Consider the following 26,474-nt stretch of genomic DNA (forward strand, 5'->3'; position numbering starts at 1 on the left):
CTGGTCGATGCAGCCGGGATCGCGCGCCGGGATGGTGAGGATTTGTTAGGGCGGAGGCGGCATCATGCCCCTGACCGCGGATTTTACGCCAATTCGTCACGAGGAGCGCAGCATCGCCCGACCGCCCCCCGACGTCCTAATCGTCATGGCCACGCGCGACGGCGCGGCCCACCTTCCCGCGCAACTGGCCAGTCTCGCGGCCCAGTCCCACAAGGGCTGGCGGCTCTGGGTGGGGGATGACGGGTCGCGCGACGACACGCGCGCGATCCTCGACGACTTCGCGGATCGGATGGGTGGCACGGACCGTGTCAATGTCGTCGAGGGGGCGCATTGTGGCGCATCTGGCAACTTCCTGACGCAACTCTGCCATGCTTCGCTTCCGCTCGGGCCGCGGACGCATGTGGCGCTCTGCGATCAGGACGACGTCTGGTATCCGTCGAAACTGATCCGCGCGATCGAAGGGTTGAATGGCACGCGTGGCCCCGCGATCTACGGGGCGGGATGGCGCGTCGTCGATGCCGATGGGCGCGCGACGGGTGGCCCCGTCCGGCGCGCTGCCGCGACCGACCTGCCGTCTCTCATGGCGCAGAACGCGGTCTCGGGGCATACCGCGATGCTGAACCCGGCGCTGGTGGCGGCCCTGCGCGCGGGACCGTGCCCCCGGCGCGACGTGCCGTTCCACGACTGGTGGCTGGCGCAGTTCACGCGGGCCATCGGCGGAGAGATCCGGATCGACCGCCGCGCCGTGCTCGACTACCGGCAGCACGATTCCAACGTCCTCGGCGCGCCGGGCGGGCTTGCAGCTGGTGCGACCCGGCTGCGCCGCCTTGTCGACGGGACGTTCGGGCGCTGGCTCGCCGCGAACTGCGCGGCTCTCCTGGATCGCGACGCGCAGCTGACGCCCCAGGCGCGCCACCTGATCGAGCGTGTGCGCGCGGACCCGACGGCCGCGACCCTGCGCCGCCTCGGCATCCGTCGCCGCTCCGGCCTCGAGACGGCCGCGCTGCGTCTGGCGGCACGGGCGGGACGGCTCGGGATCTACGCGGGCGCGCCCTCGAAGAACGGCGTCCAGGCCGCCAGCACCGCGTCGGGGCATTCTTCGGCCAGATAATGGCCCCCGGCGATGGCCTGGCCCGTCACGTCCGACGCCCGCCGTCGCCAGAGGGCGAGGCAATCGAAATGCCGCTCGATCGCGCCGTCCCTCCCCCACAGCGCCAGGAGCGGCATCGGCAATTTCCCCTGCTCGGCATCGTCATGGGCGATGTCGATACCCCAGGCGGCGCGGTAATCCTCGCAACTGGCATGGATCGTCGCGGGATCGCGGAAGGCGTCGAGATATTCCTTGAGCGCGGGCCGGACAAACGGCGTGGCCCCCGCCGACCCGGTGCAGCACTTCCGGACCCAGTATGCGTCGGGATCGTGCCCGATCAGCGTCTCGGGGAAGGGCGCGGGTTGGATCAGCCAGTACCAATGCCAATAGGTCGCCGCGAAGGCACTGTCGCCCGTCGCGTACATCTCGCGCGTCGGCGCGATGTCGAGCGTCGCCAGCGCCCGGACGCGACCCGGATGATCGGCCGCTAGACGATGCGTGACCCGCGCGCCCCGGTCATGCGCACCCACAAGGAACCGATCATGCCCCAGCGCATCCATCAGCCCCAGCAGGTCGCCCGCCATCGCGCGCTTGGAATAGGGCGCGTGGTCGGCATCGGTCGGCGGCTTGGCCGAGCGGCCATAGCCCCGGAGATCGGCGCAGATCACGGTATGCGTCCGTGCGAGGACCGGCGCGATCCGGTGCCACATCGCCGACGTCTGGGGGTAGCCGTGCAGCAGCAGGATCGGCGGACCGGACCCGCCGATCCGGCAGAAGACATGGCCGTCGCCGACCGGGATCACCCGTGCGTCGAACCCGTCGAAGAACCCCGGTGCATCTGCGGCGGCGGCGAGGATGGCGGCGGGATCGGGCATGGACATCGGGCGGCTCCTGGCGGGCAGGATGACACGGGGATGCGACGATCACGAGAGGGTATCCCGTTGGTCGGGCAGAGAGGATTCGAACCTCCGACCCCCTGCTCCCGAAGCAGGTGCGCTACCAGGCTGCGCCACTGCCCGACCGTTGGGCGACGGACGCGATGCGTCCGACAGGGGCGGCAGATACGGCGCGGCCCGCGCCGTGGCAAGGGCTAATCCCGTGTCGCGGTGGCGGGCGGCGGCACGGCATGGGCATCGCGCTCGGCACGCGTGAGCATCGGACCGATCCGCAGGTTCGTTCCCGTCTCGGCCCGCGACCGCGTCCGCAGCACCGGCGTCGTCGCCGAGTTGCCGCGCCCCTCGCGGAACACGATGAAGAGGCCCGATGCGATGATCACCGACGCCCCGATCGCGGTGCCTCCGTCGATCGTCTCGCCGAAGAAGAGCCAGCCATAGAGCGCGGCCCAGATGATCTGCGAGTACTGCATCGGCGCCACGAGCACGGCATCGGCGCGCCGATAGGCCTGGATCATCATCAGGCTGGCGATGAAGGCGCCCGCCGCCACGAGGACCCAGAGCCCGAGATCCTCGACCGGCATCGGGCGGTAGACCAGCGGCATCAATGCGCCCATGACGACGAAGTTGGCCACCATCGGATAGAGCATCAGAACCGCCGCCCGCTCCTCCCGGCCGATCTTGCGGACGATGACCGAGGCCAGCGAGCTGAAGAACGCGCCGGTCAATGCCGCCGCATGACCGATCCCCAGCTCGACCGAGCCCGGACGCAGCACGATCATGACACCGATCAGGCCGACGATGACGGCCGCCCAGCGCATCAGACGCACCTTCTCGCCCAGGACCGGGATCGAGAGGATCGTGATGATCAGCGGCGACGCGAAGATGATGGCGTAGGTCTGCGCCAAGGGCAGCACCGTGAACGCGTAGAAGATCGTCATGCCCGTGATGACCGCCGACACCGTCCGGAGCGCGGTCCACCATGGATGGCGCGGCTTCAGGTTGCCCTCGAAATCGTCGCGGAGCAGCATCACCACCGCCAGCGGGAAGCTGAAAAGCACGCTGAAGAACACGATCTGGAAGACCGCGTAACCGTTTCCGCCCAGAAGCTTGATCGCCACGTCATGCGCCGAGAATAGCGCGAAAGCGCCCAGCGCCATCATAATGCCGGGAAGCGGAGAGGCCTTGTCGCCCATGGGGAGTTCCTTCGATTGGATCCGCGCCCCCCTCCCAAGGGTCGCGGTGGGTCGGGACGGGCGCGTCCGGCCCGGGGGCCGGCGCGCCCGTCCGGATCAGGCGGCGTCGAGCGCCGCGAGGATGGCATCGCCCATCTGGGTCGTCGAGACGGGCGTGCCGCCATCGGGGCCCATCAGATCGGCCGTGCGCACACCGTCGGCCAGCACCTGCTGGACCGCGCCTTCCAGAAGGTCGGCATGCGCGCCCTCGTCGAACGAATAACGCAGCGCCATCGCGAAGCTGAGGATGCAGGCGATCGGATTGGCCTTGCCCTGCCCGGCGATGTCCGGGGCCGAGCCGTGCACCGGCTCGTAGAGGGCCTTGGGCCGCCCGTTCGCCATCGGAAGCCCCAGTGAGGCCGAGGGCAGCATGCCCAGCGAGCCCGTCAGCATCGCGGCCAGGTCCGACAATAGGTCGCCGAACAGGTTGTCGGTCACGATCACGTCGAACTGCTTGGGCCATCGCGTCAGCTGCATCGCGCCCGCATCGGCATACATGTGGCTGAGCTCGACCTCGGGATATTCCGCGTCGTGGATTTCCTGGACGACGTCGCGCCAGAGGATGCCCGATTCCATCACGTTGGCCTTCTCCATCGAGCAGACCTTGTTCGACCGCTTCTTCGCCAGTTCGAAGGCCGAGCGGGCGACGCGCGCGATCTCGGACTCGGTGTAACGTTGGGTGTTGATGCCGACCCGCTCGTTGCCTTCCTTGTGGATGCCGCGCGGCTCGCCGAAATAAACGCCCGAGGTCAGCTCGCGAATGATCATGATGTCGAGGCCCGCGACGACCTCCTTCTTCAGCGACGAAAAGTCGGCCAGCGCGTCGAAGCACTGCGCCGGGCGCAGGTTCGAAAACAGGTCCATCTCCTTGCGCAGGCGCAACAGTCCCCGCTCGGGCTTCACGCTGAAGTCGAGGTCGTCGTATTTCGGGCCGCCCACGGCGCCCAGCAGAACGGCATCGACCTCCTGCGCCTTGGCCATCGTGTCGTCGTGGAGCGGCGTGCCGTGCTTGTCGTAGGCGCAGCCGCCGACCAGATCCTCGGACACCTCGAAGGACAGACCGCGCTTGGCCTCGAACCAGTCGATGACGCGCCGGACCTCGGCCATGACCTCGGGGCCGATGCCGTCGCCCGGCAGGATCAGAAGGGAATTGGTCATCGCGTGCAGGCCTCTCGTTGGGATCGGCACGGGCGTAGTCGCCCCCTTCCGAAGGGTCAAGGAAGTGCGATGTCGACCCAGACCAGCCGCCCGGTGCCCGCGGCGGCCACCGTGTCGGCGAAGGAATCCTCCGGCGCGGGCCAGAGGACGCCCGAGGCCCGGATGTCGAGCGATGCGCCGGGCAGGACGTAGTCGACGCGGAGCGGGCCCGGTCCCTCCCAGGCGACGGTATCCAGCTCGGGATCGCCAGCATGCCCGGCCCCGCCGCCGCCCGCGCCGCGCGGGACGGGATCCTGCAGGGCCGGATGGTCGAGCAATGCGCGCATCGCGGCGCGGGGGCCGTCGCCATCCACGGGATCGACATTGCCGCGCCCCAGCACGACCGGGTGCGGCGCCGCCCCGGCCAGCTCGGCCACGAAGGCCAGCTCATCCGCCGTTCGCTTGCCGTTGCGATCCTCGGGGCCGTCGAATACCGGCGTTCCCGCCGACAGGGTGATCAGCGTGAGGTCACCCAGCTCGACCACCCATTGCGCCGTCGTCGCCAGCGGTACGACCGCATGCGCCGCCTCGGGCAGGACGGCAACCGCGTCCGAGCGCGCCGACCAGAGTGTGCCGGAATGGTCGGTGATCCGACCGAAGGGCCGATCCGACAGGAGCGTCAGGCCGCTGTCGCCCGTGAAGCGGCCATAGCCCAAGGCATCCCGCGCCCGGTCATCGGTGCCGTCACCGTCGATGTCGATCCCCGACGGGATGCCGGAATTCGGTTTCAGGGCAACGCGATGCGGATAATCGAGCCCGTGCTCGGCCAAACGGTCGGTCAGCGCGGCAAGCCCCGCACCATCGAGGTCCCAGTCGATGTCGAGAAGCAGGACGACGTTCGGCGCGGCTTGCGCGATAACATCGAGCGCGGCCTCGGCCTGCGGATCGCGCGCAGCCGCGAGATCGCGCAGCATCAGGCCCGGCCCACGGCGGCCGAGGCCCGAATGGAAGGTCGCGATGCGCAGGGTCTCGGCCACGGCGGTGCCCCCGAGCAGCACCGCGAGGGTCGCCGCGATCAGGCCGGCAGGAAGGCGGGGTCGCCCGCGCCGGTTTCGGCGAAACGGCTGCGCTTCTTCGAGATCATCAGGGCCAGCCGCCGCATGGCGATTCCGCGCAGGAACAGCGAGGCGGGAAGGAAGGCCCATAGCGACATCATCCAGACCGTCAGAAGGTGGTTGTCCAGCATCGAGACCCCGTAGGAATTCGCGATGAAGACGGCCAGCGGCGGCGTGATGTATGGCAGCAGAACCCCTAACAGGATGTTAACGGCCCCGTCGCGCTTGAGGCGGACCACCACGTCCGCGCCCGCCGTGGGATCGAAGGTGGGAAGGTTGATCCAGACGTTGAAGCTGCCGGTGGGCGAGGGCCAGCCGCGCACCCGGATCAGGATCGCGAAGACCGTCAGCGCGACCAGCGACACCAGGTAGGCGAGGCCCGCCGCCGACCGGATCAGCGTGGCCTCGGACAGGGTGGTGCCATCGGGGAGGAGCCACATCAGAAGCCGGATCGGGCTGAATGCGAAATCCATCGACTCGCCCAGAAGGATGCCGATGGCGTGGAACAGCCGCGACAGGGTCGTGGGATCGGCCTGTCCGGCGCACATGATCGAGGTCAGCAGGAGCGTCATCGCCAACATGGCGAAGCGGACGCGGTTGAACGGGGGGGCGGCGCGGAATTCGATCAGCCCCGGATAGGTCGAGCCGTATTCGACGATCACGAAGACCGCCGCGAAGATCGCGATCAGAACCGTGGCGTCCGTGACCTGGGGATCCGCCTGAGGCAGCAGCAGCGATGGAGCAAGGACCATCATCACGACGAGCACCGCACGGATGCACGCACCTGGTAGCTGCGAAATCACTGCCCAATCGATCCTTAATGGACGGGTCCGGTACGTGCCGAACCCTTGTTCCAAGATCACACCCTTATGATGGGTGACTGCCTCATTCTCGCCTCAACCGTGCCTTGTTTAAGTTCACCTCGCAACCGCCTGACGGGGAACGGAAAGACTTGGGCAAATCTGTGTGTCCCGTTGGCATCATTCCGCCGACAGCGTACCGGCAATCGTTCAAGAACAACGGCTTACGGATCGACGTTCAGGCAGTCCGGTCAGACCCAGGGACGCTCCTGCGTCATGCGCGCCTCGAACGCGGCGATCGATGGCGCCTTCTCCTGCGTCAGGCCGATATCGTCCAACCCGTTGAGGAGGCAGTGCTTCTTGAAGGCGTCCACCTCGAACGCGTAGGTCGTGCCGTCGGCGCCGGTGACGGTCTGCGACTCGAGGTCGACGGTGAGGCGGGCGTTAGCGCCATTCTCGGCGTCCTTCATCAGCGCGTCGACCTGCTCCTGCGGGAGCACGACGGGCAGGATGCCGTTCTTGAAGCAGTTGTTGTAGAAGATGTCGGCGAAGCTGGGCGCGATCACGGCGCGTATGCCGAAATCCAGCAGCGCCCAGGGTGCATGCTCGCGCGAGGAGCCGCAGCCGAAATTGTCGCCCGCCACGATGATCTCCGCGTCCCGGTAGGCCGGCTTGTTGAGCACGAAGTTCTCGTTCTCGCTGCCGTCGTCGTTGTAACGCATCTCGTCGAAGAGGTTCACGCCGAGGCCCGAGCGCTTGATCGTCTTCAGGAACTGCTTGGGGATGATCATGTCGGTGTCGATGTTGATCAGCGGCAGCGGCGCGGCGATGCCGGTCAGGGTCTCGAACTTGTCCATCATGTCCTCCGTGGCGATGCGACCGGCTTTACGCCTCCGGCACGGCGAAGGTCAACGCGGCCCAGAGCGTCAGCCAAACGGGATCTGTCTCGGCGTCGGGCTCGAGCGGCAGGACGGCGACCGAATCGAGGAGGTAGTCGTGCCCGGCCTTCATCGGCAGCACGGCCCGCCCCTCGGCATCGGCGGTATGAAGCGTGATCGCGATCCCGCCATCGGGCGCCCGCTCGAACATCTCGACCTGCGCGCCCGGCCGGGGCGCACCCTCGAACAGCACCTGCACGGGAAGGCCGCCCGAAAGGTCGTCGGTATAGGGATTCACGCCGGCCACGATCTCGGTGCGAAGGCCCACGGCCCGGTCCGATCCGGCCCCGTCGCCCACGGCCACCAGCGATTTGGCGAACCGGCGATAGGCCTCCCGGAACCCCTCGCGCGGCAGGCCGCGGGCGTCGTGCTCGGCCAGAAGCGGCGTGAAGGCCTTGTGCTCGGCGAAGGCCACGAACTTCTCCCACTCCGAATAGACCAGCGACATGTCCGCCGTCTCGTGTACCAGGATCAGAAGGCCTTCGGGCGCCATGTCGAGCTGCACGGCCGGGTTGTCGCCGATCCGCGCGGGCACGGGGCTGACCTCTTCGCCCGAGATCATGTCGAACCGCGCCGAGCGGTTGGGGATGAAGCTGAGCGTCGAGCCCGCGAAATCCTCGCCGTTGTGGAAACGGGCGGTCACCGGGTCGCCGGGGGCCACCGCGAACTCCAGCGGTTCGATCCAGAACTCATGCGCTTGAAGCGGGGTGCAAAGGATGAACAATGCCGCGAAGGCAACCAAGGGGCGGATGGGCATGACGAATCTCCTGGCGATGGGGCACAGGGTGGCCCTGGCCGTCCTGCTGTCAATGATCGCGGCTTTCACGGTTGCGGCACATGAGGTCGAGCCGTCCTTCGCCGAGGTCGAGATCGCGGGCGACGTCGCCACGATAACCCTCCGGACGTCCGTCGAGCCCTTGATCGCGGGTATGGACCTCGGCGCGCTGGACGACACCAACGAATCGCCCCTGTCGGACCTGCATGACGAATTGCGCGCCCTGCCGCCCGAGGCCCTGGGCGCGGCTCTCTCAGACGCGTGGGGACAGATCGACGACCGGATCACGGTGTCGGTCAACGGCACGGACCTGCCCCTGACCCTGGCCGAAACCGAGATCCCGCCCGTCGGCGACCCCGAACTGCGCCGCGACAGCGTCTTGACCCTCACCGCGGACCTGCCACGGGGCGACGCGCCGGTCGTCTTCGGCTTCGACGCCGCCCTCGGGAGCGTGATCGTGCGGCAGACCGGGGACGAGGCCAGCTACGAGGCGATCCTGACCAATGGCAGCCTGTCGGACCCCCTGCCCCGAACGGGGGTGGCCGAAATTCCGGTTTGGGAGAGCTTCCTGCGCAACGTCGTCGTGGGGTTCGAGCACATCATCCCGGCGGGACTCGACCACATCCTCTTCGTGCTGGGCCTCTTCTTCTACGCGCTCGCGTGGCGACCGCTGCTCTGGCAGGTGACGTCCTTCACGGTCGCGCACACCGTCACGCTGGCATTGGCGGTGCTGGGCGTCGTCACCATCCCGCCGTCACAGATGTGGGCGGTCGAGGCGGTGATCGCGGCCTCGATCGTCTGGGTCGCCGTCGAGAACATATGGGCCGGGGGCCGGCGGACGATCACGTGGGGCCGGATTGCCGTGGTCTTCGGGTTCGGTCTCCTGCACGGGCTGGGCTTCGCGTCGGTCTTCGCCGAGGCCGGGATGGCGCCCGCGACGCTGGTCGCCTCGCTGATCGCATTCAATATCGGCGTCGAGATCGGGCAGCTTACCGTGATCGCGATCGCCTTCCTGCTGGTCGGCGCGTGGTTCGGCGGCAAGCCGTGGTATCGCCGGGTGATCGCGGTGCCGGGGTCGATCGTCATCGCGGCGATCGGTCTATACTGGGTGCTGAACCGTATCGGCGTTCTCGGAGATGTCCCCTACCTGACCTGAGCGGGCGGCGCGGGACCGTTAGCCGCCCAGAAGCGCCAGCAGCGCGCGTTCCGCCTGTCGCAAACCAGTCGGCGTGTCCGGCGCGCTGACGTCACGCCACGTCTCGGACAGCGCGATGACCTGCGGATGGACGTAGCTGTTGCGCGCGATCGTCGGCGTGTTGTGCAGCATCTCGGCCGCAGCTTCCGACATCGCCTTGATGGTGACGCCTTCGCCCGTCGCCTGCGCCACCGCGAGGGCGGCGACCGAGCCGTTCCACGTCCGGAAGGTCTTGGCCGTCGCGGTGTCGAGGCCCGCGGCATCGCGCAGCCAATCGTTGACCTGATCGGCATGGACCTCGCGCCGTTCGGTGCCGTCGATCCATTCGAAGACCGGTGCGCCCGGCAGGTCGTCCAGCGCATGAAGCGCGCGGTTCAGCGTCCGGTCGCCGATCTGTCGGCGCACCCGCTTGCCGCCCTTGGCGCGCCAGTCCAGCCGCACGCCACGATCCGTCATCGTCAGGTTGCGCGACCGGAGCGTCGTCGCCCCCTCGGTCCCGTTCTCGGTCCGGTAGATGTCCGTGCCGATACGGATCGAGGTGCGGTCGATCAGGCGCAGCACGGCGGCGATGGCGAAGTCCCGCTCGCCCGCCTCGCCGCCCAGCGCATCCGCGACGCGACGGCGGAGACGCGGCAGGGCCTCACCGAAGGCAGGAAGCTCGTCGAACTTGGCGGCTGCGCGCATCTCGGACCAGTGGGGATGGTAGCGATACTGCTTGCGCGCGCGGTCGTCATATCCGGTCGCCTGCAGGTGGCCCCGCTTGCGCGGGCTGATCCAGACGTCGGAATAGGCCGGGGGCACGGCGAGCGCCTCGATCCGCTTGCGCTCCCCATTGTCGTCGATGGTCGTCCCGTCGGGCGCGCGATAGCTCCAGCCCCTGCCCGCGCGACGCCGGGAAATTCCGGGCCGGTCGTCGGGATAGTAGATGAGATCGGGGTGTTGCATCCCGCCCAACGCAGGACGGGCCCGCCCGGTTGCACGCCTCCCATCGCCATGACACCCTGCGCCATGACACCCGAGACCCTCCCGACCTGGCCCGAGGCGGCCGCCGATCTGATCGCCGTCGCCGCCGGGCGGCAGCATGCCGACACCGTCGTCACGGGCGGTCGCGTCGTGAGTGTCCATACCCGCGAGATCCTCGACTGGCAGGTCGCCATCGCGCGCGGCCGCTTCGCCTATGTCGGCCCGGATGCGAGCCATTGCATCGGTCCCGAGACCGAGGTGATCGACGCGGGCGGGCGCTACGTGATCCCCGGTCTGTGCGACGCGCATATGCACGTCGAATCCGGGATGCTGACGCCGGCCGAGTTCGCCGCCGCCGTGATCCCCCATGGCACCACCGCCATGTTCACCGATCCGCACGAGATCGCCAATGTTCTAGGTCTGCGCGGCGTGCGGCTGATGCACGACGAGGCGCGGATGCAGCCGTGCTCGATGTTCGTGCAGATGCCCTCCTGCGCGCCCTCGGCCCCGGGGCTCGAGACGACGGGCCACGAGATCGGGCCCGAGGACGTGGCCGAGGCGATGACATGGCCCGGCATCGTCGGGCTGGGCGAGATGATGAATTTCCCCGGCGTGGCCCAAGGCGACCCGAAGATGCTGGCCGAAATGGCGGCGACCGCGGCAGCGGGCAAGACCATCGGCGGGCACTACGCCTCGCCCGATCTCGGCCCCGCCTTCCACGCCTATGCCGCGGGCGGCCCCGCCGACGACCACGAGGGCACCTGCGAGGCCGATGCCATCGCCCGCGTCCGTCAGGGGATGCGCTCGATGATGCGGCTGGGCAGCGCCTGGTACGACGTCGAGACGCAGATCACCGCCGTCACCGAGAAAGGCCTCGATCCGCGTAATTTTATCCTCTGCACCGACGATTGCATGGCCGCGACGCTGGTGAATGACGGGCATATGGACCGCGTGCTGCGCCATACGATCGCATGCGGCTGCGACGCCCTGGTGGCGCTTCAGATGTGCACGATTAACACCGCGACGCATTTCGGACTTGAGCGCGAGCTGGGGTCGATCACGCCGGGGCGCCGGGCGGACCTGATCCTGACCCCGGACCTGATCGATCTGCCGATCGAGCATGTGATCGCGCTTGGACAGACGGTCGCGAAGGACGGTGTCCTGATCGCCGAATGCCCCCATCTCGACTGGCCCGACGACGCGCGGTCCACGGTGAACATGAAGCGCGACCTGACGGCGGAGGATTTCGCGATCCCCGCGCCCGCGGGCGCGAACGAGGTGACTGCCCGCGTGATCGGCGTGGTCGAGAACCAGGCCCCGACCAAGGCGCTGACCCGAACCGTCCCGGTGGTGGACGGGGCCCTCGCGCCCGAGGGCGACACCTGCCGCATCGCGCTGGTCGAGCGGCACCGCGCGACGGGCGGCATGACCAACGCGCTCGTGTCGGGCTTCGGATATGCGGGCCGCATGGCGATGGCGTCGACCGTGGCCCATGACAGCCACCACATGATCGTCGTCGGCACCGACCCCGACGAGATGGCGCGGGCGGCCAACCGTCTGGCCGAGGTGGGCGGCGGCGTGACGCTATTTGCCGACGGCACCGAGCGCGCGCTGGTCGAACTGCCGATCGCGGGCCTGATGTCGGACCGCCCCGCCGCCGAAGTGGCCGCCAGCGCCGACGCGCTGATGCAAGCCATGCGCGACGCGGGTTGCACCCTGAACAACGCCTACATGCAGCATTCGCTGCTCGCACTCGTCGTCATCCCCGAGCTTCGGATCAGCGATCTGGGCCTCGTGGATGTCACGCAATTTCAACTGACCGACCTTATCGAGACCGCATGAACGACCTGACCCGAATCTGTACCCCCGACGACCGCGCGCATCGCGAATTCAGCGATGCCGCCGCCGCCGTCGCCCGTCTGCGCGACCTCTACGACGAAGCGACGCAGTACCTGCGGGAGATGTTCCAGAAGGCGGTGTCCGAGGGCATGCCCGACTGCCGCTACCGTGCCTATTACCCCGAGATCCGCATCGTCACGACCAGCTTCGGCCGCACCGACAGCCGCCTGTCCTTCGGGCATGTCGCCGAGCCGGGGCGCTATGCGGCGACGATCACCCGGCCCGACCTCTTCGCGCATTACCTGACGCAGCAGATCGACCTTCTGATGACCTCCCATGACGTGCCCGTCTCGGTCGGGTGGTCGGAGACGGCGATCCCGATCCACTTCGCGGTGCTCAACGATTCCGAGGTGAACGTCCCGCAGGACGGCGTGCTGCCCTTCCTGATGCGCGACGTCTTCGACGTGCCCGACCTCGAGACGACGAACGACTCCATCGTGAACGGCACCGGCTTCACCTTCGACGACGGCGCCCGCCCGCTCGCGCCGTTCACCGCCCAGAGGGTCGATTATTCGCTGGCGCGGCTGGCCCATTACACCGCGACCGCACCCGAGGACTTCCAGAACCACGTCCTTTTCACCAACTACCAATTCTATGTAGACGAGTTCCTCGCCTACGGGCGCAAGGCGCTGCGCGACCCCGCCTCGGGCTATACCGAGCTGGTCGGCCCGATGGGCCAGCGGATCACGGCCGCCGATCCCGACGCGCCGATGGTCGATCCGCCGAAGATGCCGCAGATGCCGACCTATCACCTGACGCGCGAGGGGCAGGCGGGCATTTCACTGGTCAATATCGGCGTCGGGCCGTCCAACGCGAAGACCGCAACCGACCATATCGCGGTGCTGCGCCCCCATGTCTGGCTGATGGTCGGGCATTGCGCGGGGCTGCGGAACAGCCAGTCGCTCGGCGATTTCGTGCTGGCGCATGCCTATCTGCGCGAAGATCACGTCCTTGATGACGACCTGCCGGTCTGGGTGCCGATCCCGGCGCTGGCCGAGGTGCAGGTCGCGCTCGAGGACGCCGTGGCCGAGGTGACGCAGCTCGAGGGATACGACCTCAAGCGGCTGATGCGAACAGGTACGGTGGCCACGATCGACAACCGCAACTGGGAGCTGCGCGAGCAGGCGGGCCCCGTCCAGCGACTCAGCCAGTCGCGGGCCGTTGCGCTCGACATGGAAAGTGCCACGATCGCGGCCAACGGTTTTCGTTTCCGCGTCCCCTACGGTACGCTTCTTTGCGTCTCGGACAAGCCGCTCCATGGCGAGCTGAAGCTGCCGGGCATGGCGTCGGCCTTCTACAAGACGCAGGTCAGCCGTCACCTCCTGATCGGGATTCGCGCGATGGAGGCGCTCCGCGAGATGCCGCTGGCCCGCCTGCACAGCCGAAAGCTGCGCTCCTTCGAGGAAACCGCCTTCCTCTAAGGCGGAAAACCCCTGTTTTGCAGGAGATCGGACCACACACGTTCTTGTGACGGGGTGCGCGGGAGGGTTATGGTCCCCCCACAACAACGCCCACCTGGGAAATAGGGAGAGCCTCAAGATGGCAACCAAACCGATGACCAAGACGCAGCTCGTCGCTGCGCTCGCCGAGAAGATGGACACCGACAAGAAGACCGCCTCCGGTGCTCTTGACGCCATCACCGGCATCATCACCGACGAGGTCTCGAACGGCGGCGCGGTCACCCTTCCCGGCGTGGGCAAGATCATGTGCCGCGAGCGTCCCGAGCGGATGGTCCGCAACCCCGCCACGGGCGAGCAGTTCAAGAAGGACGCCGACAAGGTCGTGAAGATGACGATCGCCAAGGCGCTCAAGGATTCCGTGAACGCCTGATCCGGGCCGGGCCCTGCCGCCCGACACGACACGCATCACCAGGGGGTCGCCCACGGGCGGCCCCTTTTGCGTCCGAAGGCACCTCACATCTTGTCGGCCCCGCGCGAATGCGGTCTGACGCGGGGCATGGACCTTCGCGCCCTTCTCTACGGCCTCGCCTTCGCGCTGATGTGGTCCTCGGCCTTCACCTCGGCGCGGATCATCGTGGCCGAGGCGCCACCGCTCCTGTCGCTGTCGCTGCGCTTCGCGATCTCGGGCGTCCTCGGGATCGCGCTGGCCTACCTCATGGGCCAGCGGATGCGCCTGACGGCGGCGCAATGGCGCGCGGTGGTGATCTTCGGCATCTGCCAGAACGCGCTCTATCTCGGGCTCAATTTCGTCGCGATGCAATGGATCGAGGCGTCGCTGGCCGCCATCATCGCCTCGGCGCTGCCGCTCCTCGTGGCGCTGGCAAACTGGGTGATCTTTCGCGAAGGAACCCGCCTTCTGGGCGTCATGGGCCTCCTCGGGGGCACGTTCGGCGTCGTCCTGATCATGGGCACGCGCCTTCAGGGCGGCGCCGACCTCACGGGCATCGCGCTCTGCGTCCTCGGCGTGGTCGCACTGACGGTCGCCACCCTATCGGTCCGGGGCGCCTCGGGCGGTGGCAACCTGATGATGGTCGTCGGTCTCCAGATGATCGTGGGCTCGCTGGCGCTCCTACCCGTGGGCCTCGCGCTCGAGACGTGGGACGTGACGTGGTCTCCCGTTCTGGTCGCCGCCTTCGCCTACACGACGCTGGTCCCCGGCCTCGCGGCGACGTTCATCTGGTTCCTCCTCGTCGCGCGCATCGGGGCCACACCCGCCGCGACCTTCCACTTTCTCAACCCGTTCTTCGGCGTGGTCATCGCTTGGTCGCTTCTGTCCGAGCAGCTCGGACCCCTCGACATCGTCGGCGTCCTGATCGTGACCTTCGGCATCCTCGCGGTGCAACTCAGCCGCCTGCGCCGGGCCTAGCGGCAGAGCAATCCCGGCCCGTCATCCACGATCGACGCGATCCGCAGCTTTTGCGCCGGGGTCAGCGCCTCGTCGCGGACCCGGCTGAACCCCGTCCACGCCGCCTCGCCCGCCGCGTTGGCGCTCGACTTCGAGCCGAGACGCGGGCGCATGAAGTCCACCGCCTGGCGACAGGCCGAGTGCAGCCGCCGTTTCGTCGCCCGCGAGAGGTTCGCGATCCAGGCATCGGTGTCGATCTCCACCGCGCAGCCGTCTTCGGCTGCAAGCGCAAGACCGCGCGCCGCGTCTTTCGATGCCCCCAAGGCCCATTCGGTCGGAAGGCCCAACTGCAGATAGGCAAGCGCTCGGTTGTGGCTGGCGAAGGGGCCGTCGGGATTGGGAATCGTCCAGAGATGCACCATGGCCAGCCGGTCGCGCGCGACGCCATCGGGGCCGACGAATTCAGGTGCCACGAACCGCGCCGCCGCCCAACGGAGAAGCGGCCGGTCGAGCGTGACGTTCGCGGTGAACCGCGCGACGTCGTGGACGTGCCAGACATCGCGCGCGCCCGCGAAGCCGGCAGGCAGCATCTCGCCCGCCGCCAGCCGGTAGTTATAGGCCGCGCCGACCAGCACCTCCCGCCCGCCGATCTTGGCGTAAAGCAGGTTGCTCGGCCGAGCCGGGTCGAGCGGCTGGCCGTTCACGAGGTCGGCCCGCGTGGGCAGGAAGTAGTGCTGCCCCATCAACGACGCGGGCCCGCCGAAGCGCTTCCACCCGGCGCGGCGCGCATCGCCGAGGTCGGCATAGATCTGCGCCGCGGCCCGCCCGCGGTCGATCTCGGAGGCCCGGACCGGCGCCGGCAGAAGGATCAGGGCAGCTAGAAGAAGAAAGACGACACGCATGGAAGATCTCCGACAGCGATTGCATCGCCGAATGATCGCATGCGCCTGATGTTATTCAAAAGCGGGGGGCGGAACTCAGCCGATCCGGCCGCCCGCATCGCCCACCTGACCGCGGTGCAGAAGCAGATGGTCGAGCAGGACACAGGCCATCATCGCCTCGGCCACGGGCACCGCCCGGATGCCGACGCAGGGGTCGTGCCGGCCCTTGGTGACGATGATCGTGTCCTCGCCGGACTTCGTGATCGTCCGCCTCTCCGACAGGATCGACGAGGTCGGCTTGACGGCGAATCGGACGACGACGTCCTGCCCGGTGCTGATTCCGCCGAGGACGCCGCCCGCATGGTTCGAGCTGTAGGCCGGTCCGTCCGGCCCCATGGAAATCTCGTCGGCATTGTCGCGCCCGGTCAAGCGCGCGGCCTGCATCCCCTCGCCGATCTCGACGCCCTTCACGGCGTTGATCGACATCATCGCCGCCGCGAGATCGGTGTCGAGCTTGCCGTAGACCGGTGCCCCGAGACCCGCGGGCATGCCCCGCGCGACGCATTCGATGATCGCACCGACCGAATTGTGGTCGTCCTTTCGCAGCCAGTCGAGATGGTCGGCCATCTCCGCCGCGGCCACCGGATCGGGACACCAGAAATCGTTGCGCGCGATCTCGTCCCAGTCGAACCGCGCGCGGTCGATATCGACCGGCCCCATCGCCGTCATATAGCTGGTGACCCGAAGGTCGGGCGCCAGCGCCGCCAGCGCCGCACGCGCAACGCCACCAGCGGCGACCCGCGCCGCCGTCTCGCGCGCGCTGCTGCGCCCGCCGCCGCGATAATCGCGCACGCCGTATTTCTGCCAGTAGGTGATGTCGGCGTGGCCCGGCCGGAACTTCTCGGCGATCTCGCCGTAATCCTTTGACCGCTGGTCGGTGTTGCGGATCATCAGCTGGATCGGCGTCCCCGTGCTGACGCCTTCGAACACCCCCGAGAGGATCTCGACGGCATCCGCCTCTCTTCGCTGCGTGGTGTGCTTCGACTGGCCGGGCTTGCGCGCATCCATCCAGACCTGGAGCTCCTCGGCCCGCACGGCCACGCCCGGCGGGCAGCCGTCGACCGTGGCCCCAAGCGCGGGGCCATGGCTCTCGCCCCAGGTCGTGACGCGGAACAGGTGGCCGAAGGTGTTCAGGGACATGGGTGCTCTCCTCGGGTCGGGGGTCTAGCCAGCGCACCCCGACCGGGCAAGGCGAGACTGTGCGGCCGACGCGCGCCGACGCCGCCGGGGGTCCGGGGGGCGTCCCCCGGCCTTGCCGTCAATCGACGCGACGGACCATGAGCTGCGTGCCCTCCTTGCGCGTCTCCAGCCGCTTGATCTCGCCCACGAGGTCCGAGAGCTTCCGCTTGCCGTAGGTCCGCGTGTCGAAATCGGGCAGGGCGGCGACGATCTGCGAGCCGATCGCACCCAGCGCGTACCAGTCGTCGTCCTGGTCCATCCGCTCCATCGCCTTGAGGATCAGCGGCAGCGCATCCTGAGCCTTGCGCTTCGACGGCTTCCGGCCGCCATCCTGCTCGGGGACGTCGTCGACGAGGTTCTCGATCAGGATGAAGCGGTTGCAGACGTTGCGCAGGCTCTCGGGCGCCTTGCCCTCGCCGATGCCGATCACGTCGAGCCCCTCTTCGCGAATGCGGGAGGCGAGCCGGGTGAAGTCGCTGTCCGACGACACCAGCACGAACCCGTCGAACCGGCCGCCATGCAGGATGTCCATCGCATCGATCACCAGCCCGATATCAGAGGCGTTCTTGCCTTTGGTGTTCGCCGTCTCCTGATGCGCGACGAGGCCCAGCTCCAGCACCTTGTCGGACCAGCCGCGCAACTGGCCGCTCGACCAGTCGCCATAGACGCGCCGCAGCCCCGGCTCGCCCAGTCCCGCGATCTCCTTCATCACGGCCGAGGCGTATTTGGCGGGAATGTTGTCGGCGTCGATCAGGACGGCATAGAGCGGGCGGTCGCGCGAAGGCATGTGGAATTCCTTGTGTCGGACGGACGGGTATCGGGCGGTCGGGACCGGGCCCCGTCGTCCGGTCACCTAGCCCGGGTCGGGCGGATCAGTACACCACGACGCTGCGGATGCTCTCGCCCGCATGCATCAGGTCGAAGCCCTTGTTGATATCAGACAGGGGCATCGTGTGGGTGATCATCGGGTCGATCTCGATCTTTCCGTCCATGTACCAGTCGACGATCTTCGGCACGTCCGTCCGGCCGCGTGCCCCGCCGAACGCCGTGCCGCGCCAGACACGGCCCGTGACAAGCTGGAAGGGCCGGGTCGAGATCTCGGCCCCCGCGGGCGCGACGCCGATGATGACGCTCTCGCCCCAACCCTTATGCGCCGATTCCAGCGCGGTGCGCATGACCTGCACGTTGCCCGTCGCGTCGAAGGTGTAGTCCGCGCCGCCGCCGGTCAGCTCGACCAGATGCGCCACGAGATCGCCTTCGATGTCCTTGGGGTTCACGAAATCGGTCATCCCGAAGCGCTCGGCCATCGGCTTCTTGTCGGCATTGAGGTCGACGCCGACGATCTGGTCGGCGCCCGCCAGTCGCAAGCCCTGGATTACGTTCAGGCCGATGCCGCCCAGGCCGAAGACGATGGCCGTCGAGCCGATCTCGACCTTGGCGGTGTTGATGACGGCGCCGATGCCGGTGGTGACGCCGCAGCCGATATAGCAGATCTTGTCGAAGGGCGCGTCCTCGCGAACCTTGGCCAGCGCGATCTCGGGCAGCACGGTGTGATTGGCGAAGGTCGAGCAGCCCATGTAGTGCAGGATCGGATCGCCATCGAGCGTCGAGAAACGCGAGGTGCCGTCGGGCATCAGGCCTTGGCCTTGCGTCGCGCGCACGCGCTGGCAGAGATTGGTCTTCGGGTTCAGGCAGTATTCGCAAGTCCGGCATTCCGGCGTGTAGAGCGGGATGACGTGATCGCCCTTCCTGAGCGAGGTGACGCCGGGGCCGACATCGACCACCACGCCCGCGCCCTCATGGCCCAGGATCGCCGGGAACAGCCCCTCGGGATCGGCACCGGACAGGGTGAATTCGTCGGTATGGCAGATGCCGGTCGCCTTGATCTCGACCAGCACCTCGCCCTCGCGGGGGCCGTCCAGATTGACGTCCATGATCTCGAGCGGCTGGCCCGCGGCGATGGCGACGGCGGCTTTCGTGCGCATTGGAATTCCCCTCCGTGATCTCGACGGCTAGCCTTGGACAGGCCGGGCAGGGATTGCAACGACGGAGGTGGCGATGCGGTGGATGGCGATGGCACTGGTGCTGCTGGCGGGATGCCGGGACGAATCGGACACCTGCGGGCTGGATCGGTTCGAGGGCCTGATCGGGCGCAACATCGACAGCGCGGCCATCGGCGCGCATGTCGATCACCGCGTCATCGGCCCCGACACCGCGGTGACGATGGACTACCTGGCCGAGCGGCTGAACGTCCGCGTCGATGCGGATGGCGTCATCACCGGGCTCGATTGCGGCTGAACGCGCGGCGGCGTCAGGCAGCCACGGGCCCGCCCACCGCGACCATCTCGAGATGCAGCGCCGCGAGATCGGCGTCGCGTCCCGCCGCGAGGGCGGCCATGACGCGACCGTCCTTGATGTAGCGCGCAAGGAACGGGCCCGACGGGTCGCCGTCGACGCGGATCTCGTCCCATTCGGTCGCGTGACCGACATAACGGTATTGCCGCGCCAGCGCCGTCCAGAAGAATGGGATGTCGGTCTCGGACGCATGGCCGCGGATTGCGCGGGCGGCGGCACGACCGTGCTGCTGGGCGACGCGCCAATGCTCGATCCGGGCGGGGCCGAAGGGCGTCGGGACACGGGCGCAATCGCCCGCGACGCGAACGCCGTCGAGGCCGGGCACCGACAGGTCGGCCGCGACCGCAACGCCGCCGTCGCGCTCGGTCGGCAGGCCGTCGATCCCGTGGGTCGCGGGCCGGACGCCGGTGGCGAGGATCACTAGATCGGCCGGAACCGCGTCGCCGCCCTCAATGCGCACACCCTCGACCTGGCCGTCGCCATCGAAGCCCGCGACCGATGCGCCGGTGACGAACCGGACGCCCGCTTCCTCATGCTCGGTCCGGATCGCCCGGCCCACCCGGTCGCCGAGCACGCGGGCCAGCGGCACCTCCTCGCGCAGGATCACCGTCACCTCGAGTCCGCGCTTGGCCAGCGAAAGCGCGCCTTCCATGCCGATGAAGCCGCCGCCGACCAGCACGGCGCGGCGGGCCGACCCGGCGGCCTCGGCGATGGCGGTGGCGTGATCGGCGTCGCGCAGGGTGTGGATGCCGCCAAGGTCGATGCCCGGCAGGTCGGGCACGTTGGGCGTCCCGCCCGGCGCCACGAGAAGGTGGTCGAAGGCGTGGATGCCGCCCCCCTCCAGCGTGACGCGGCCCGGCGCGATGGCGCTGATCGTGCCAGGGATCAGGACGATATCCCGCGCGGCGAGCGCCGCCGCATCCGTCAGCGTCAGGTCGGTCGCGGCCTTGGCACCGGTGAGCACCGCCTTCGACAGCATCGTGCGGTCATAGGGCGCGCGCGCCTCGGGCGAGATCATCGCGATCGCGCCCTCGAACCCGTCCTCGCGCAGCCCATGGGCGCAAGCTTCGGCGGCGGCCCCCGCGCCCGCGATGACGACGCGGGTCGGATCGACGCCCTTCGTGGCGTGATCGGGTGCGGCATGGGGCGCGGCGTCGTCGGGCAGCGTGACGGTCACCGTCTCGCCGTCGACGGTCGCGTCGTAGCGGCTCAGGTCGCCATGGCCCGGTGGCTGCGTCTGACGACCGGTCCGGGCCGAGAAACAGGCGTGGTGGAACGCGCAGATCATCGTGCCGTCCCGCACGACACCTTTCTTCAGCGGGAGGTTCAGATGCGGGCAGAGATGGCCAAGCGCCGTGACCTCGCGCCCGTCGCGGATCAGGATGACCGGCGCGTCGCCCGGCTGATGCGGGACGCCTTCGGGAATATCGGACAGGGCGAGCGTGAGGATGGGCATGGCGGGATCTCCTGTTGTGAGATGAGGATAGGACCGTGCCGCTCCGGGGAAAGTAGCCGACCCGGAACGACGCGCGACGCGGCCGCTTGCAATCCCCGCGCGGCTCGCCTATCTGCCCCTCAACAGCGGCGCCCTCGGGCACCACCGATCGTCACAGCGGGCCGCACGGCCCGCTTTTTTGTTTCAGGACACCGAATGTCTGATCTCATCGCCAAGACCGCGCTGGACAAGCGCCTGGCCGACATCGTGGCCCCCGTCATCGAGGACATGGGGTACGAGTTGGTGCGCCTGCGCCTGATGTCCGGCAAGACCGCCACGCTCCAGGTGATGGCCGACCTTCCCGAGGGCGGGATCGAGGTCGATGCGCTTGCCGAGATCTCGACCGCGCTCTCGGCTGTGCTGGATGTCGAGGATCCGATCGTGGATGAGTACACGCTCGAGGTGTCGAGCCCCGGCATCGACCGCCCACTGACGCGGCTGAAGGATTTCGAGACCTGGAACGGCTACGAGGCGCGGATCGAGACGACCGAGCTGATCGACGGCCAGCGCCGCTTCAAGGGCGTGCTTCAAGGCACCGAGGCGGGCGAGGTTCTGATCGAGATCGAACAGGGTGGCGAGCACCCAGTGATCGGACTGCAATTCGACTGGCTCTCGGACGCCAAGCTGATCCTGACGGACGAGCTGATCCGCGAGGTCCTGAACGCCCGCAAGGACAAGGGCCAGATCGACGAGACCCAATTCGACGAAGTCACCACATTGATGGACGGCGAGGAAGACTGACATGGCAATCACATCCGCGAACCAGCTTGAGCTCCTGCAGATCGCAGACGCGGTCGCGCGCGAGAAGATGATCGACCCCGGCCTCGTGGTCGAGGCGATGGAGGAGAGCCTCGCCCGCGCCGCCAAGAGCCGCTACGGCGCCGACATGGACGTGCAGGTCTCGATCGACCGCAAGACCGGTCAGGCGACCTTCACCCGCGTCCGCACCGTGGTCGAGGACGACCTTCTGGAGAACGAGAAGGCCGAGATGACCGGCGAGATGGCCGGCCAGACGATCAAGGCGCAGGGCGACGACCTGTTCGTCGGGCGTAAGACGATCCCGATCTACGGTGAAGAGGGCAAGCAGATCGACTCGAAGGTCGTGAACGCCTTCCACCTGCGCAAGCCGACCCAGGCCGACGCGGTGATGATCGAAGGGCTCGACCAGTCGATCCAGCCGGGCCTCGGCGACGTGCTGATCGACCAGATCCCGCCCGTCGACATGGGCCGGATCGCCGCGCAATCGGCCAAGCAGGTGATCCTGCAGAAGGTCCGCGAAGCCGAGCGCGATCGCCAGTTCGAGGAATTCAAGGACCGCGCCGGCCAGATCATCAACGGCCTCGTCAAGCGCGAGGAATACGGCAACATCATCGTCGACGTGGGCGCGGGCGAAGCCGTGCTGCGCCGCAACGACAAGATCGGCCGCGAAAGCTACCGCCCCGGCGACCGCATCCGCGTCTACATCAAGGATGTCCGCCGCGAGCAGCGCGGGCCGCAGATCTTCCTGTCGCGCACCGCGCCCGAATTCATGGAAGAGCTCTTCAAGATGGAAGTGCCGGAGATCTATGACGGCGTCATCGAGATCAAGGCCTGCGCCCGCGATCCGGGGAGCCGCGCCAAGATCGCGGTCATCTCCTACGACAGCTCGATCGACCCGGTCGGCGCCTGCGTCGGTATGCGCGGCAGCCGTGTGCAGGCCGTCGTCAACGAGCTCCAGGGCGAGAAGATCGACATCATCCCGTGGACGGACGACGCCGCGACGTTCCTCGTGAACGCGCTCCAGCCGGCCGAGGTGACCAAGGTCGTCATCGACGAGGAGGCCGAGCGCATCGAAGTCGTCGTCCCCGAGGAGCAGCTGTCGCTCGCCATCGGTCGGCGCGGCCAGAACGTGCGCCTCGCGTCGCAACTGACCGGGCTCGATATCGACATCCTGACCGAGGAAGAGGAATCGAAGCGCCGCCAGGCCGAGTTCGAGGAGCGCACTAAGCTCTTCATGGACACGCTCGATCTCGACGAGTTCTTCGCCCAGCTCCTGGTCTCCGAAGGCTTCACCAACCTCGAGGAGGTGGCTTACGTCGAGGTCGACGAGCTCCTGGTGATCGACGGCGTCGACGAGGACACGGCCAACGAGCTCCAGGCCCGTGCCCGCGATTATCTCGAAGCCCAGAACGCCAAGGCGCTGGCCGCCGCGCGCGAGGCTGGCCTGCAGGATGATCTGGCCGGGTTCGAGGGGCTGACGCCGCAGATGCTCGAGGCGCTGACCAAGGACGGCGTTACCACCTTGGAGGAGTTCGCGACTTGCGCCGACTGGGAACTGGCCGGCGGCTACACGATCGAGAACGGTGAGCGCGTCAAGGATGACGGCCTGCTCGAGCCCTTCGACGTCTCGCTCGAGGAAGCGCAGGACATGATCATGACCGCGCGCGTCATGCTGGGCTGGGTCACGCCCGAAGAGGTCGTCGGCACCTCCGACGAAGACGATGGCGACACCCTCACCGAGGAGGCCGGGGCGTGATCGCCCCGGATCGTCTTGAGCCGAGGTGGCAAAACGAAAGATCGCAGTGAGCCGGAGCGCCGCTGCATCGTAACCGGCGAGACCGGCCCCAAGGCGGGGCTGGTCCGATTCGTGATTGGTCCCGACGACACGATCTATCCCGACGTCGCGGGCAAGCTGCCGGGACGCGGGATCTACGTGTCCTCGGCGCGTGACCCCTTGGAAAAAGCAGTTGCCAAGCGCATGTTCTCGAAAGGGGCGAAGCGGCAGGTGACCGTCCCCGAGGGACTGATCGAGACGGTCGAGGCCGCGCTTCTCAAGCGGCTGCAGGACGGCATCGCCATCGCGCGCAAGGCCAGCCGGGCCGTCGCGGGCTACGAGAAGGTGAAGTCCATGCTCATGGCCGAGCAGGCGCAGGTCCTGTTGCAGGCCGCCGACGGATCGGAGCGGGGCAAGGGCAAGTTGAGCACGCCGGAAGGGGGCCGCTGGATCGGATTCCTGACGGCAGACGAACTGGGTCAGGCGTTCGGCCGCGACCGCGTCATCCATGCCAGCGTGGCCGCTGGCACCTTGGCGCAACGTATTGTAGAGGATGCCGCAAGGCTCCAGGGCATCAGAAATGTGAACGACGGCAAACCGGCTGTCGAGAAGGATACTGGGAACGCATGAGCGATTCAGACGGCAAGAAACCCCTCGGATTGTCCGGTGGCGCGCGTAGCGGCACGGTGAAGCAGAGCTTCGCCCGCGGACGGACGAACAACGTGGTCGTGGAGACCAAGCGCAAGCGCGTGAACGTGCCCAAGCCCGGTGCGCAGTCGGCGGCTGCCGTGAACGCGCAGGGCGGCAAGCAGGCCTCGACCACCAATGCCGAGATGGACCGCCGCCTGAAGGCGCTGCAGGCCGCCAAGGCCCGCGAAGCCGAGGATGCTGAGCGCCGCGCCCGCGAGGAACAGGAAGCCAAGGACGCCCGTGACCGGCGCCGTGCCGAGATCGAGGAGAAGGAGCGCGCCGAGAAGGAGCGCGAGGAGCTTCTCAAGCAGAAGGCCGAAGAGGACGAGCGCCGTCAGCGCGAGGCCCGCGAAGGCCGCGAGAAGCCTGCCGAACCGGCCGCCGCGGCCCCGCCCGCCGACAAGCCGGACCGGTCGCGTAATCTCGGGCCCGATGCCCGTCCCGGCGGCAACGACGCGCGGCGCAAGCGCGACGACGATGGCGGCAAGCCGAAGGGCGACGGCGAGCGTCGCGGCGGCAAGCTGACCGTGAACCAGGCCCTGCGTGGCGGCGAGGGCGGGCGGCAGCGGTCGCTGGCCTCGATGCGCCGCAAGCAGGAGCGCCAGCGGCGCGGTGGCGGCGACAGCGGCCCGCAGGAAAAGGTGACGCGCACCGTCCAGCTTCCCGAGACGATCGTCGTCTCGGAGCTGGCGAACCGCATGACCGAGCGTGTCGCGGCCGTCGTGAAAGCGCTGATGCAGAACGGCATGATGGTCACGCAGAACCAGGTGATCGACGCCGACACGGCCGAGTTGATCATCGAGGAGTTCGGCCACAAGGTGCAGCGCGTCAGCGAGGCCGATGTCGAGCAGGCCATCGAGGTCGAGGAGGACCGGGACGAGGACCTGAAGGACCGCGCGCCCGTCATCACGATCATGGGCCATGTCGACCACGGCAAGACGTCGCTTCTGGACGCGATCCGCAACGCCAAGGTCGTCGCGGGCGAGGCCGGTGGCATCACCCAGCATATCGGCGCCTACCAGGTTACCCAGAACGACAGCGTGCTGACCTTCCTCGATACGCCGGGCCACGCGGCCTTCACCTCGATGCGGGCCCGTGGCGCGCAGGTGACGGATATCGTGGTGCTCGTCGTGGCCGCGGATGACGCGGTCATGCCGCAGACGATCGAGGCCATCAATCACGCCAAGGCGGCGGGTGTCCCGATGATCGTCGCGATCAACAAGATCGACCTGCCGGCCGCCGATGCCAACCGCGTGCGGACCGAACTTCTCCAGCACGAGGTGATCGTCGAGGAGATGTCGGGCGACGTGCAGGATGTCGAGGTGTCGGCCGCGACCGGCAAGGGTCTCGACCAGCTGCTCGAAGCCATCGCGCTGCAGGCGGAGATCCTCGAGCTCAAGGCCAATCCCGACCGCGCCGCCCAAGGTGCCGTGATCGAGGCACAGCTCGACGTGGGCCGTGGCCCCGTCGCGACCGTCCTCGTGCAGAACGGCACGCTCAAGCGCGGCGACATCTTCGTCGTGGGCGAACAGTGGGGTAAGGTGCGCGCGCTGGTCGACGACCGGGGCGAGCGCGTCAACGAGGCGGGGCCGTCGGTGCCCGTCGAGGTGCTGGGTCTCAACGGAACGCCCGAGGCGGGCGACGTCTTGAACGTCGTCAAGACCGAGGCCGAAGCCCGTGAGATCGCCGAGTACCGCGAGCAGGCCGCCAAGGACAAGCGCGCCGCCGCCGGAGCCGCCACGACCCTCGACCAGCTTCTCGCCAACGCGAAGGCTGATGAAAGCGTGTCCGAGCTGCCGATCCTGATGAAGGCGGACGTGCAGGGTTCGGCCGAGGCGATCATCCAGGCGATGGAGAAGATCGGCAACGACGAGGTGCGCGTCCGCGTGCTGCATTCGGGTGTCGGTGCCATCACGGAATCGGACATCACGCTGGCCGAAGCTTCGGGCGCGCCGGTGATCGGCTTCAACGTCCGGGCCAACGCGCCCGCGCGGGCGGCCGCGAACCAGAAGGGCGTCGAGATCCGCTACTACTCGGTGATCTACGACCTCGTGGACGACGTGAAGGCGGCGGCCTCGGGCCTGCTCTCGGCCGAGGTGCGCGAGAACTTCATCGGCTACGCCGAGATCCGCGAGACGTTCCGTGTCACCGGCGTCGGCAACGTGGCCGGTTGCCTCGTGACCGAAGGCGTGGCGCGCCGCTCGGCGGGCGTTCGCCTGCTGCGGGACAACACGGTGATCCACGAAGGCACCCTGAAGACCCTCAAGCGCTTCAAGGACGAAGTGAAGGAGGTCCAGTCGGGCCAGGAATGCGGCATGGCGTTCGAGAATTACGACGACATCCGCAAGGGCGATGTCATCGAGATCTTCGAGCGCGAGGAGGTCGAGCGCTCGCTTACCTGATCCGCGACGATACCAAACATTGCGACGGGCGCCC

General features: G+C 68.1%; 24 protein-coding genes and 1 tRNA gene. 11 read left to right on the forward strand and 14 right to left on the reverse strand.

Features of this window, described 5'->3' with window-relative positions:
* The first annotated feature begins 64 nt into the window (after nucleotides 1-64).
* Nucleotides 65-1,111, forward strand: a complete 1,047-nt coding sequence (locus ACK8OR_RS11315) for a glycosyltransferase (protein ID WP_410189493.1) — start codon at nucleotides 65-67, stop codon at nucleotides 1,109-1,111.
* On the opposite strand, the gene ACK8OR_RS11320 is transcribed toward ACK8OR_RS11315, so the two are convergent.
* The 8 genes from ACK8OR_RS11320 to ACK8OR_RS11355 form a co-directional block, all read right to left on the reverse strand.
* The gene (locus tag ACK8OR_RS11320; protein WP_410189494.1) at nucleotides 1,039-1,971 is read right to left on the reverse strand and encodes an alpha/beta fold hydrolase; all 933 of its coding nucleotides are present in this window, start codon (nucleotides 1,969-1,971) and stop codon (nucleotides 1,039-1,041) included. The genes ACK8OR_RS11315 and ACK8OR_RS11320 overlap by 73 nt on opposite strands.
* Nucleotides 1,972-2,032: 61 nt before the next feature.
* Nucleotides 2,033-2,109 (reverse strand) — tRNA-Pro (locus tag ACK8OR_RS11325).
* Between the two features lie 71 nt (nucleotides 2,110-2,180).
* Nucleotides 2,181-3,179 carry a DMT family transporter gene (locus tag ACK8OR_RS11330; RefSeq protein ID WP_410189495.1) on the reverse strand — a complete coding sequence of 333 codons (999 nt, stop codon included), beginning with the start codon at nucleotides 3,177-3,179 and terminating at the stop codon, nucleotides 2,181-2,183.
* A gap of 96 nt (nucleotides 3,180-3,275) precedes the next feature.
* Complete coding sequence (gene leuB, locus ACK8OR_RS11335; RefSeq protein WP_410189496.1) at nucleotides 3,276-4,376, reverse strand: 3-isopropylmalate dehydrogenase; 1,101 nt, start codon at nucleotides 4,374-4,376, stop codon at nucleotides 3,276-3,278.
* Between the two features lie 56 nt (nucleotides 4,377-4,432).
* On the reverse strand, nucleotides 4,433-5,392 hold the full coding sequence (locus tag ACK8OR_RS11340; protein ID WP_410189497.1) for an endonuclease/exonuclease/phosphatase family protein: 960 nt from the start codon (nucleotides 5,390-5,392) through the stop codon (nucleotides 4,433-4,435).
* 38 nt (nucleotides 5,393-5,430) lie between these two features.
* Nucleotides 5,431-6,225 (reverse strand): hypothetical protein, encoded by a 795-nt coding sequence (locus ACK8OR_RS11345; protein ID WP_410189498.1) that lies wholly within the window; start codon nucleotides 6,223-6,225, stop codon nucleotides 5,431-5,433.
* Between the two features lie 296 nt (nucleotides 6,226-6,521).
* Entirely contained in the window at nucleotides 6,522-7,127 is a 606-nt protein-coding gene (gene leuD, locus ACK8OR_RS11350; protein WP_410189895.1) for a 3-isopropylmalate dehydratase small subunit, read from the reverse strand.
* Between the two features lie 28 nt (nucleotides 7,128-7,155).
* A complete protein-coding gene (locus ACK8OR_RS11355; protein WP_410189499.1) occupies nucleotides 7,156-7,965 on the reverse strand; it encodes a DUF4198 domain-containing protein in 810 nt (269 codons plus the stop codon).
* On the opposite strand from ACK8OR_RS11355, the gene ACK8OR_RS11360 reads away from it, so the two are divergent.
* Complete coding sequence (locus ACK8OR_RS11360) at nucleotides 7,964-9,139, forward strand: HupE/UreJ family protein (RefSeq protein ID WP_410189500.1); 1,176 nt, start codon at nucleotides 7,964-7,966, stop codon at nucleotides 9,137-9,139. The two genes, ACK8OR_RS11355 and ACK8OR_RS11360, sit on opposite strands and share 2 nt — an antisense overlap.
* A gap of 18 nt (nucleotides 9,140-9,157) precedes the next feature.
* Here the strand turns inward: ACK8OR_RS11360 and ACK8OR_RS11365 are convergent, their stop codons facing one another.
* Nucleotides 9,158-10,123, reverse strand: coding sequence for a DNA topoisomerase IB (locus ACK8OR_RS11365; protein WP_410189501.1), 966 nt, complete (start codon nucleotides 10,121-10,123; stop codon nucleotides 9,158-9,160).
* A gap of 63 nt (nucleotides 10,124-10,186) precedes the next feature.
* On the opposite strand from ACK8OR_RS11365, the gene ACK8OR_RS11370 reads away from it, so the two are divergent.
* The 4 genes from ACK8OR_RS11370 (at nucleotide 10,187) to ACK8OR_RS11385 (ending at nucleotide 14,866) form a co-directional block, all read left to right on the forward strand.
* Nucleotides 10,187-11,983, forward strand: coding sequence for an adenine deaminase (locus ACK8OR_RS11370; protein ID WP_410189502.1), 1,797 nt, complete (start codon nucleotides 10,187-10,189; stop codon nucleotides 11,981-11,983).
* Entirely contained in the window at nucleotides 11,980-13,461 is a 1,482-nt protein-coding gene (locus ACK8OR_RS11375; protein WP_410189503.1) for an AMP nucleosidase, read from the forward strand. Before ACK8OR_RS11370 ends, ACK8OR_RS11375 begins: the two co-directional genes overlap by 4 nt.
* A gap of 118 nt (nucleotides 13,462-13,579) precedes the next feature.
* Nucleotides 13,580-13,870 carry an HU family DNA-binding protein gene (locus tag ACK8OR_RS11380; protein WP_410189504.1) on the forward strand — a complete coding sequence of 97 codons (291 nt, stop codon included), beginning with the start codon at nucleotides 13,580-13,582 and terminating at the stop codon, nucleotides 13,868-13,870.
* A 126-nt stretch (nucleotides 13,871-13,996) separates the two neighbouring features.
* Nucleotides 13,997-14,866, forward strand: coding sequence for a DMT family transporter (locus ACK8OR_RS11385; RefSeq protein ID WP_410189505.1), 870 nt, complete (start codon nucleotides 13,997-13,999; stop codon nucleotides 14,864-14,866).
* Here the strand turns inward: ACK8OR_RS11385 and ACK8OR_RS11390 are convergent.
* The 4 genes from ACK8OR_RS11390 to ACK8OR_RS11405 form a co-directional block, all read right to left on the reverse strand.
* Entirely contained in the window at nucleotides 14,863-15,747 is an 885-nt protein-coding gene (locus tag ACK8OR_RS11390; protein ID WP_410189506.1) for a hypothetical protein, read from the reverse strand. The genes ACK8OR_RS11385 and ACK8OR_RS11390 overlap by 4 nt on opposite strands.
* Nucleotides 15,748-15,822: 75 nt before the next feature.
* A complete protein-coding gene (gene aroC / locus ACK8OR_RS11395) occupies nucleotides 15,823-16,926 on the reverse strand; it encodes a chorismate synthase (RefSeq protein WP_410189507.1) in 1,104 nt (367 codons plus the stop codon).
* A 118-nt stretch (nucleotides 16,927-17,044) separates the two neighbouring features.
* A complete protein-coding gene (locus ACK8OR_RS11400; protein WP_410189508.1) occupies nucleotides 17,045-17,752 on the reverse strand; it encodes an NYN domain-containing protein in 708 nt (235 codons plus the stop codon).
* 85 nt (nucleotides 17,753-17,837) lie between these two features.
* Nucleotides 17,838-18,950, reverse strand: coding sequence for an S-(hydroxymethyl)glutathione dehydrogenase/class III alcohol dehydrogenase (locus tag ACK8OR_RS11405; protein ID WP_410189509.1), 1,113 nt, complete (start codon nucleotides 18,948-18,950; stop codon nucleotides 17,838-17,840).
* A gap of 73 nt (nucleotides 18,951-19,023) precedes the next feature.
* Between ACK8OR_RS11405 and ACK8OR_RS11410 the strand changes: the two genes are divergently transcribed.
* On the forward strand, nucleotides 19,024-19,263 hold the full coding sequence (locus ACK8OR_RS11410; protein WP_410189510.1) for an I78 family peptidase inhibitor: 240 nt from the start codon (nucleotides 19,024-19,026) through the stop codon (nucleotides 19,261-19,263).
* A gap of 13 nt (nucleotides 19,264-19,276) precedes the next feature.
* Here ACK8OR_RS11410 and ACK8OR_RS11415 read toward each other — a convergent pair whose 3' ends face one another.
* Nucleotides 19,277-20,776, reverse strand: coding sequence for an FAD-dependent oxidoreductase (locus ACK8OR_RS11415; protein WP_410189511.1), 1,500 nt, complete (start codon nucleotides 20,774-20,776; stop codon nucleotides 19,277-19,279).
* Between the two features lie 195 nt (nucleotides 20,777-20,971).
* On the opposite strand from ACK8OR_RS11415, the gene rimP reads away from it, so the two are divergent.
* The 4 genes from rimP to infB are packed head-to-tail and all read left to right on the forward strand — an operon-like array spanning nucleotide 20,972 to nucleotide 26,440.
* Nucleotides 20,972-21,556 carry a ribosome maturation factor RimP gene (gene rimP, locus ACK8OR_RS11420; RefSeq protein WP_410189512.1) on the forward strand — a complete coding sequence of 195 codons (585 nt, stop codon included), beginning with the start codon at nucleotides 20,972-20,974 and terminating at the stop codon, nucleotides 21,554-21,556.
* Between the two features lies 1 nt (nucleotide 21,557).
* Entirely contained in the window at nucleotides 21,558-23,330 is a 1,773-nt protein-coding gene (gene nusA / locus ACK8OR_RS11425) for a transcription termination factor NusA (RefSeq protein WP_410189513.1), read from the forward strand.
* A gap of 15 nt (nucleotides 23,331-23,345) precedes the next feature.
* A complete protein-coding gene (locus ACK8OR_RS11430) occupies nucleotides 23,346-23,978 on the forward strand; it encodes an RNA-binding protein (RefSeq protein WP_410189514.1) in 633 nt (210 codons plus the stop codon).
* Nucleotides 23,975-26,440, forward strand: a complete 2,466-nt coding sequence (gene infB / locus ACK8OR_RS11435; protein ID WP_410189515.1) for a translation initiation factor IF-2 — start codon at nucleotides 23,975-23,977, stop codon at nucleotides 26,438-26,440. Before ACK8OR_RS11430 ends, infB begins: the two co-directional genes overlap by 4 nt.
* The last annotated feature ends 34 nt before the right edge of the window (nucleotides 26,441-26,474 follow it).

The sequence above is a fragment of the Jannaschia halovivens genome (assembly GCF_046452375.1).
Classification (GTDB): Bacteria; Pseudomonadota; Alphaproteobacteria; order Rhodobacterales; family Rhodobacteraceae; genus Jannaschia; species Jannaschia halovivens.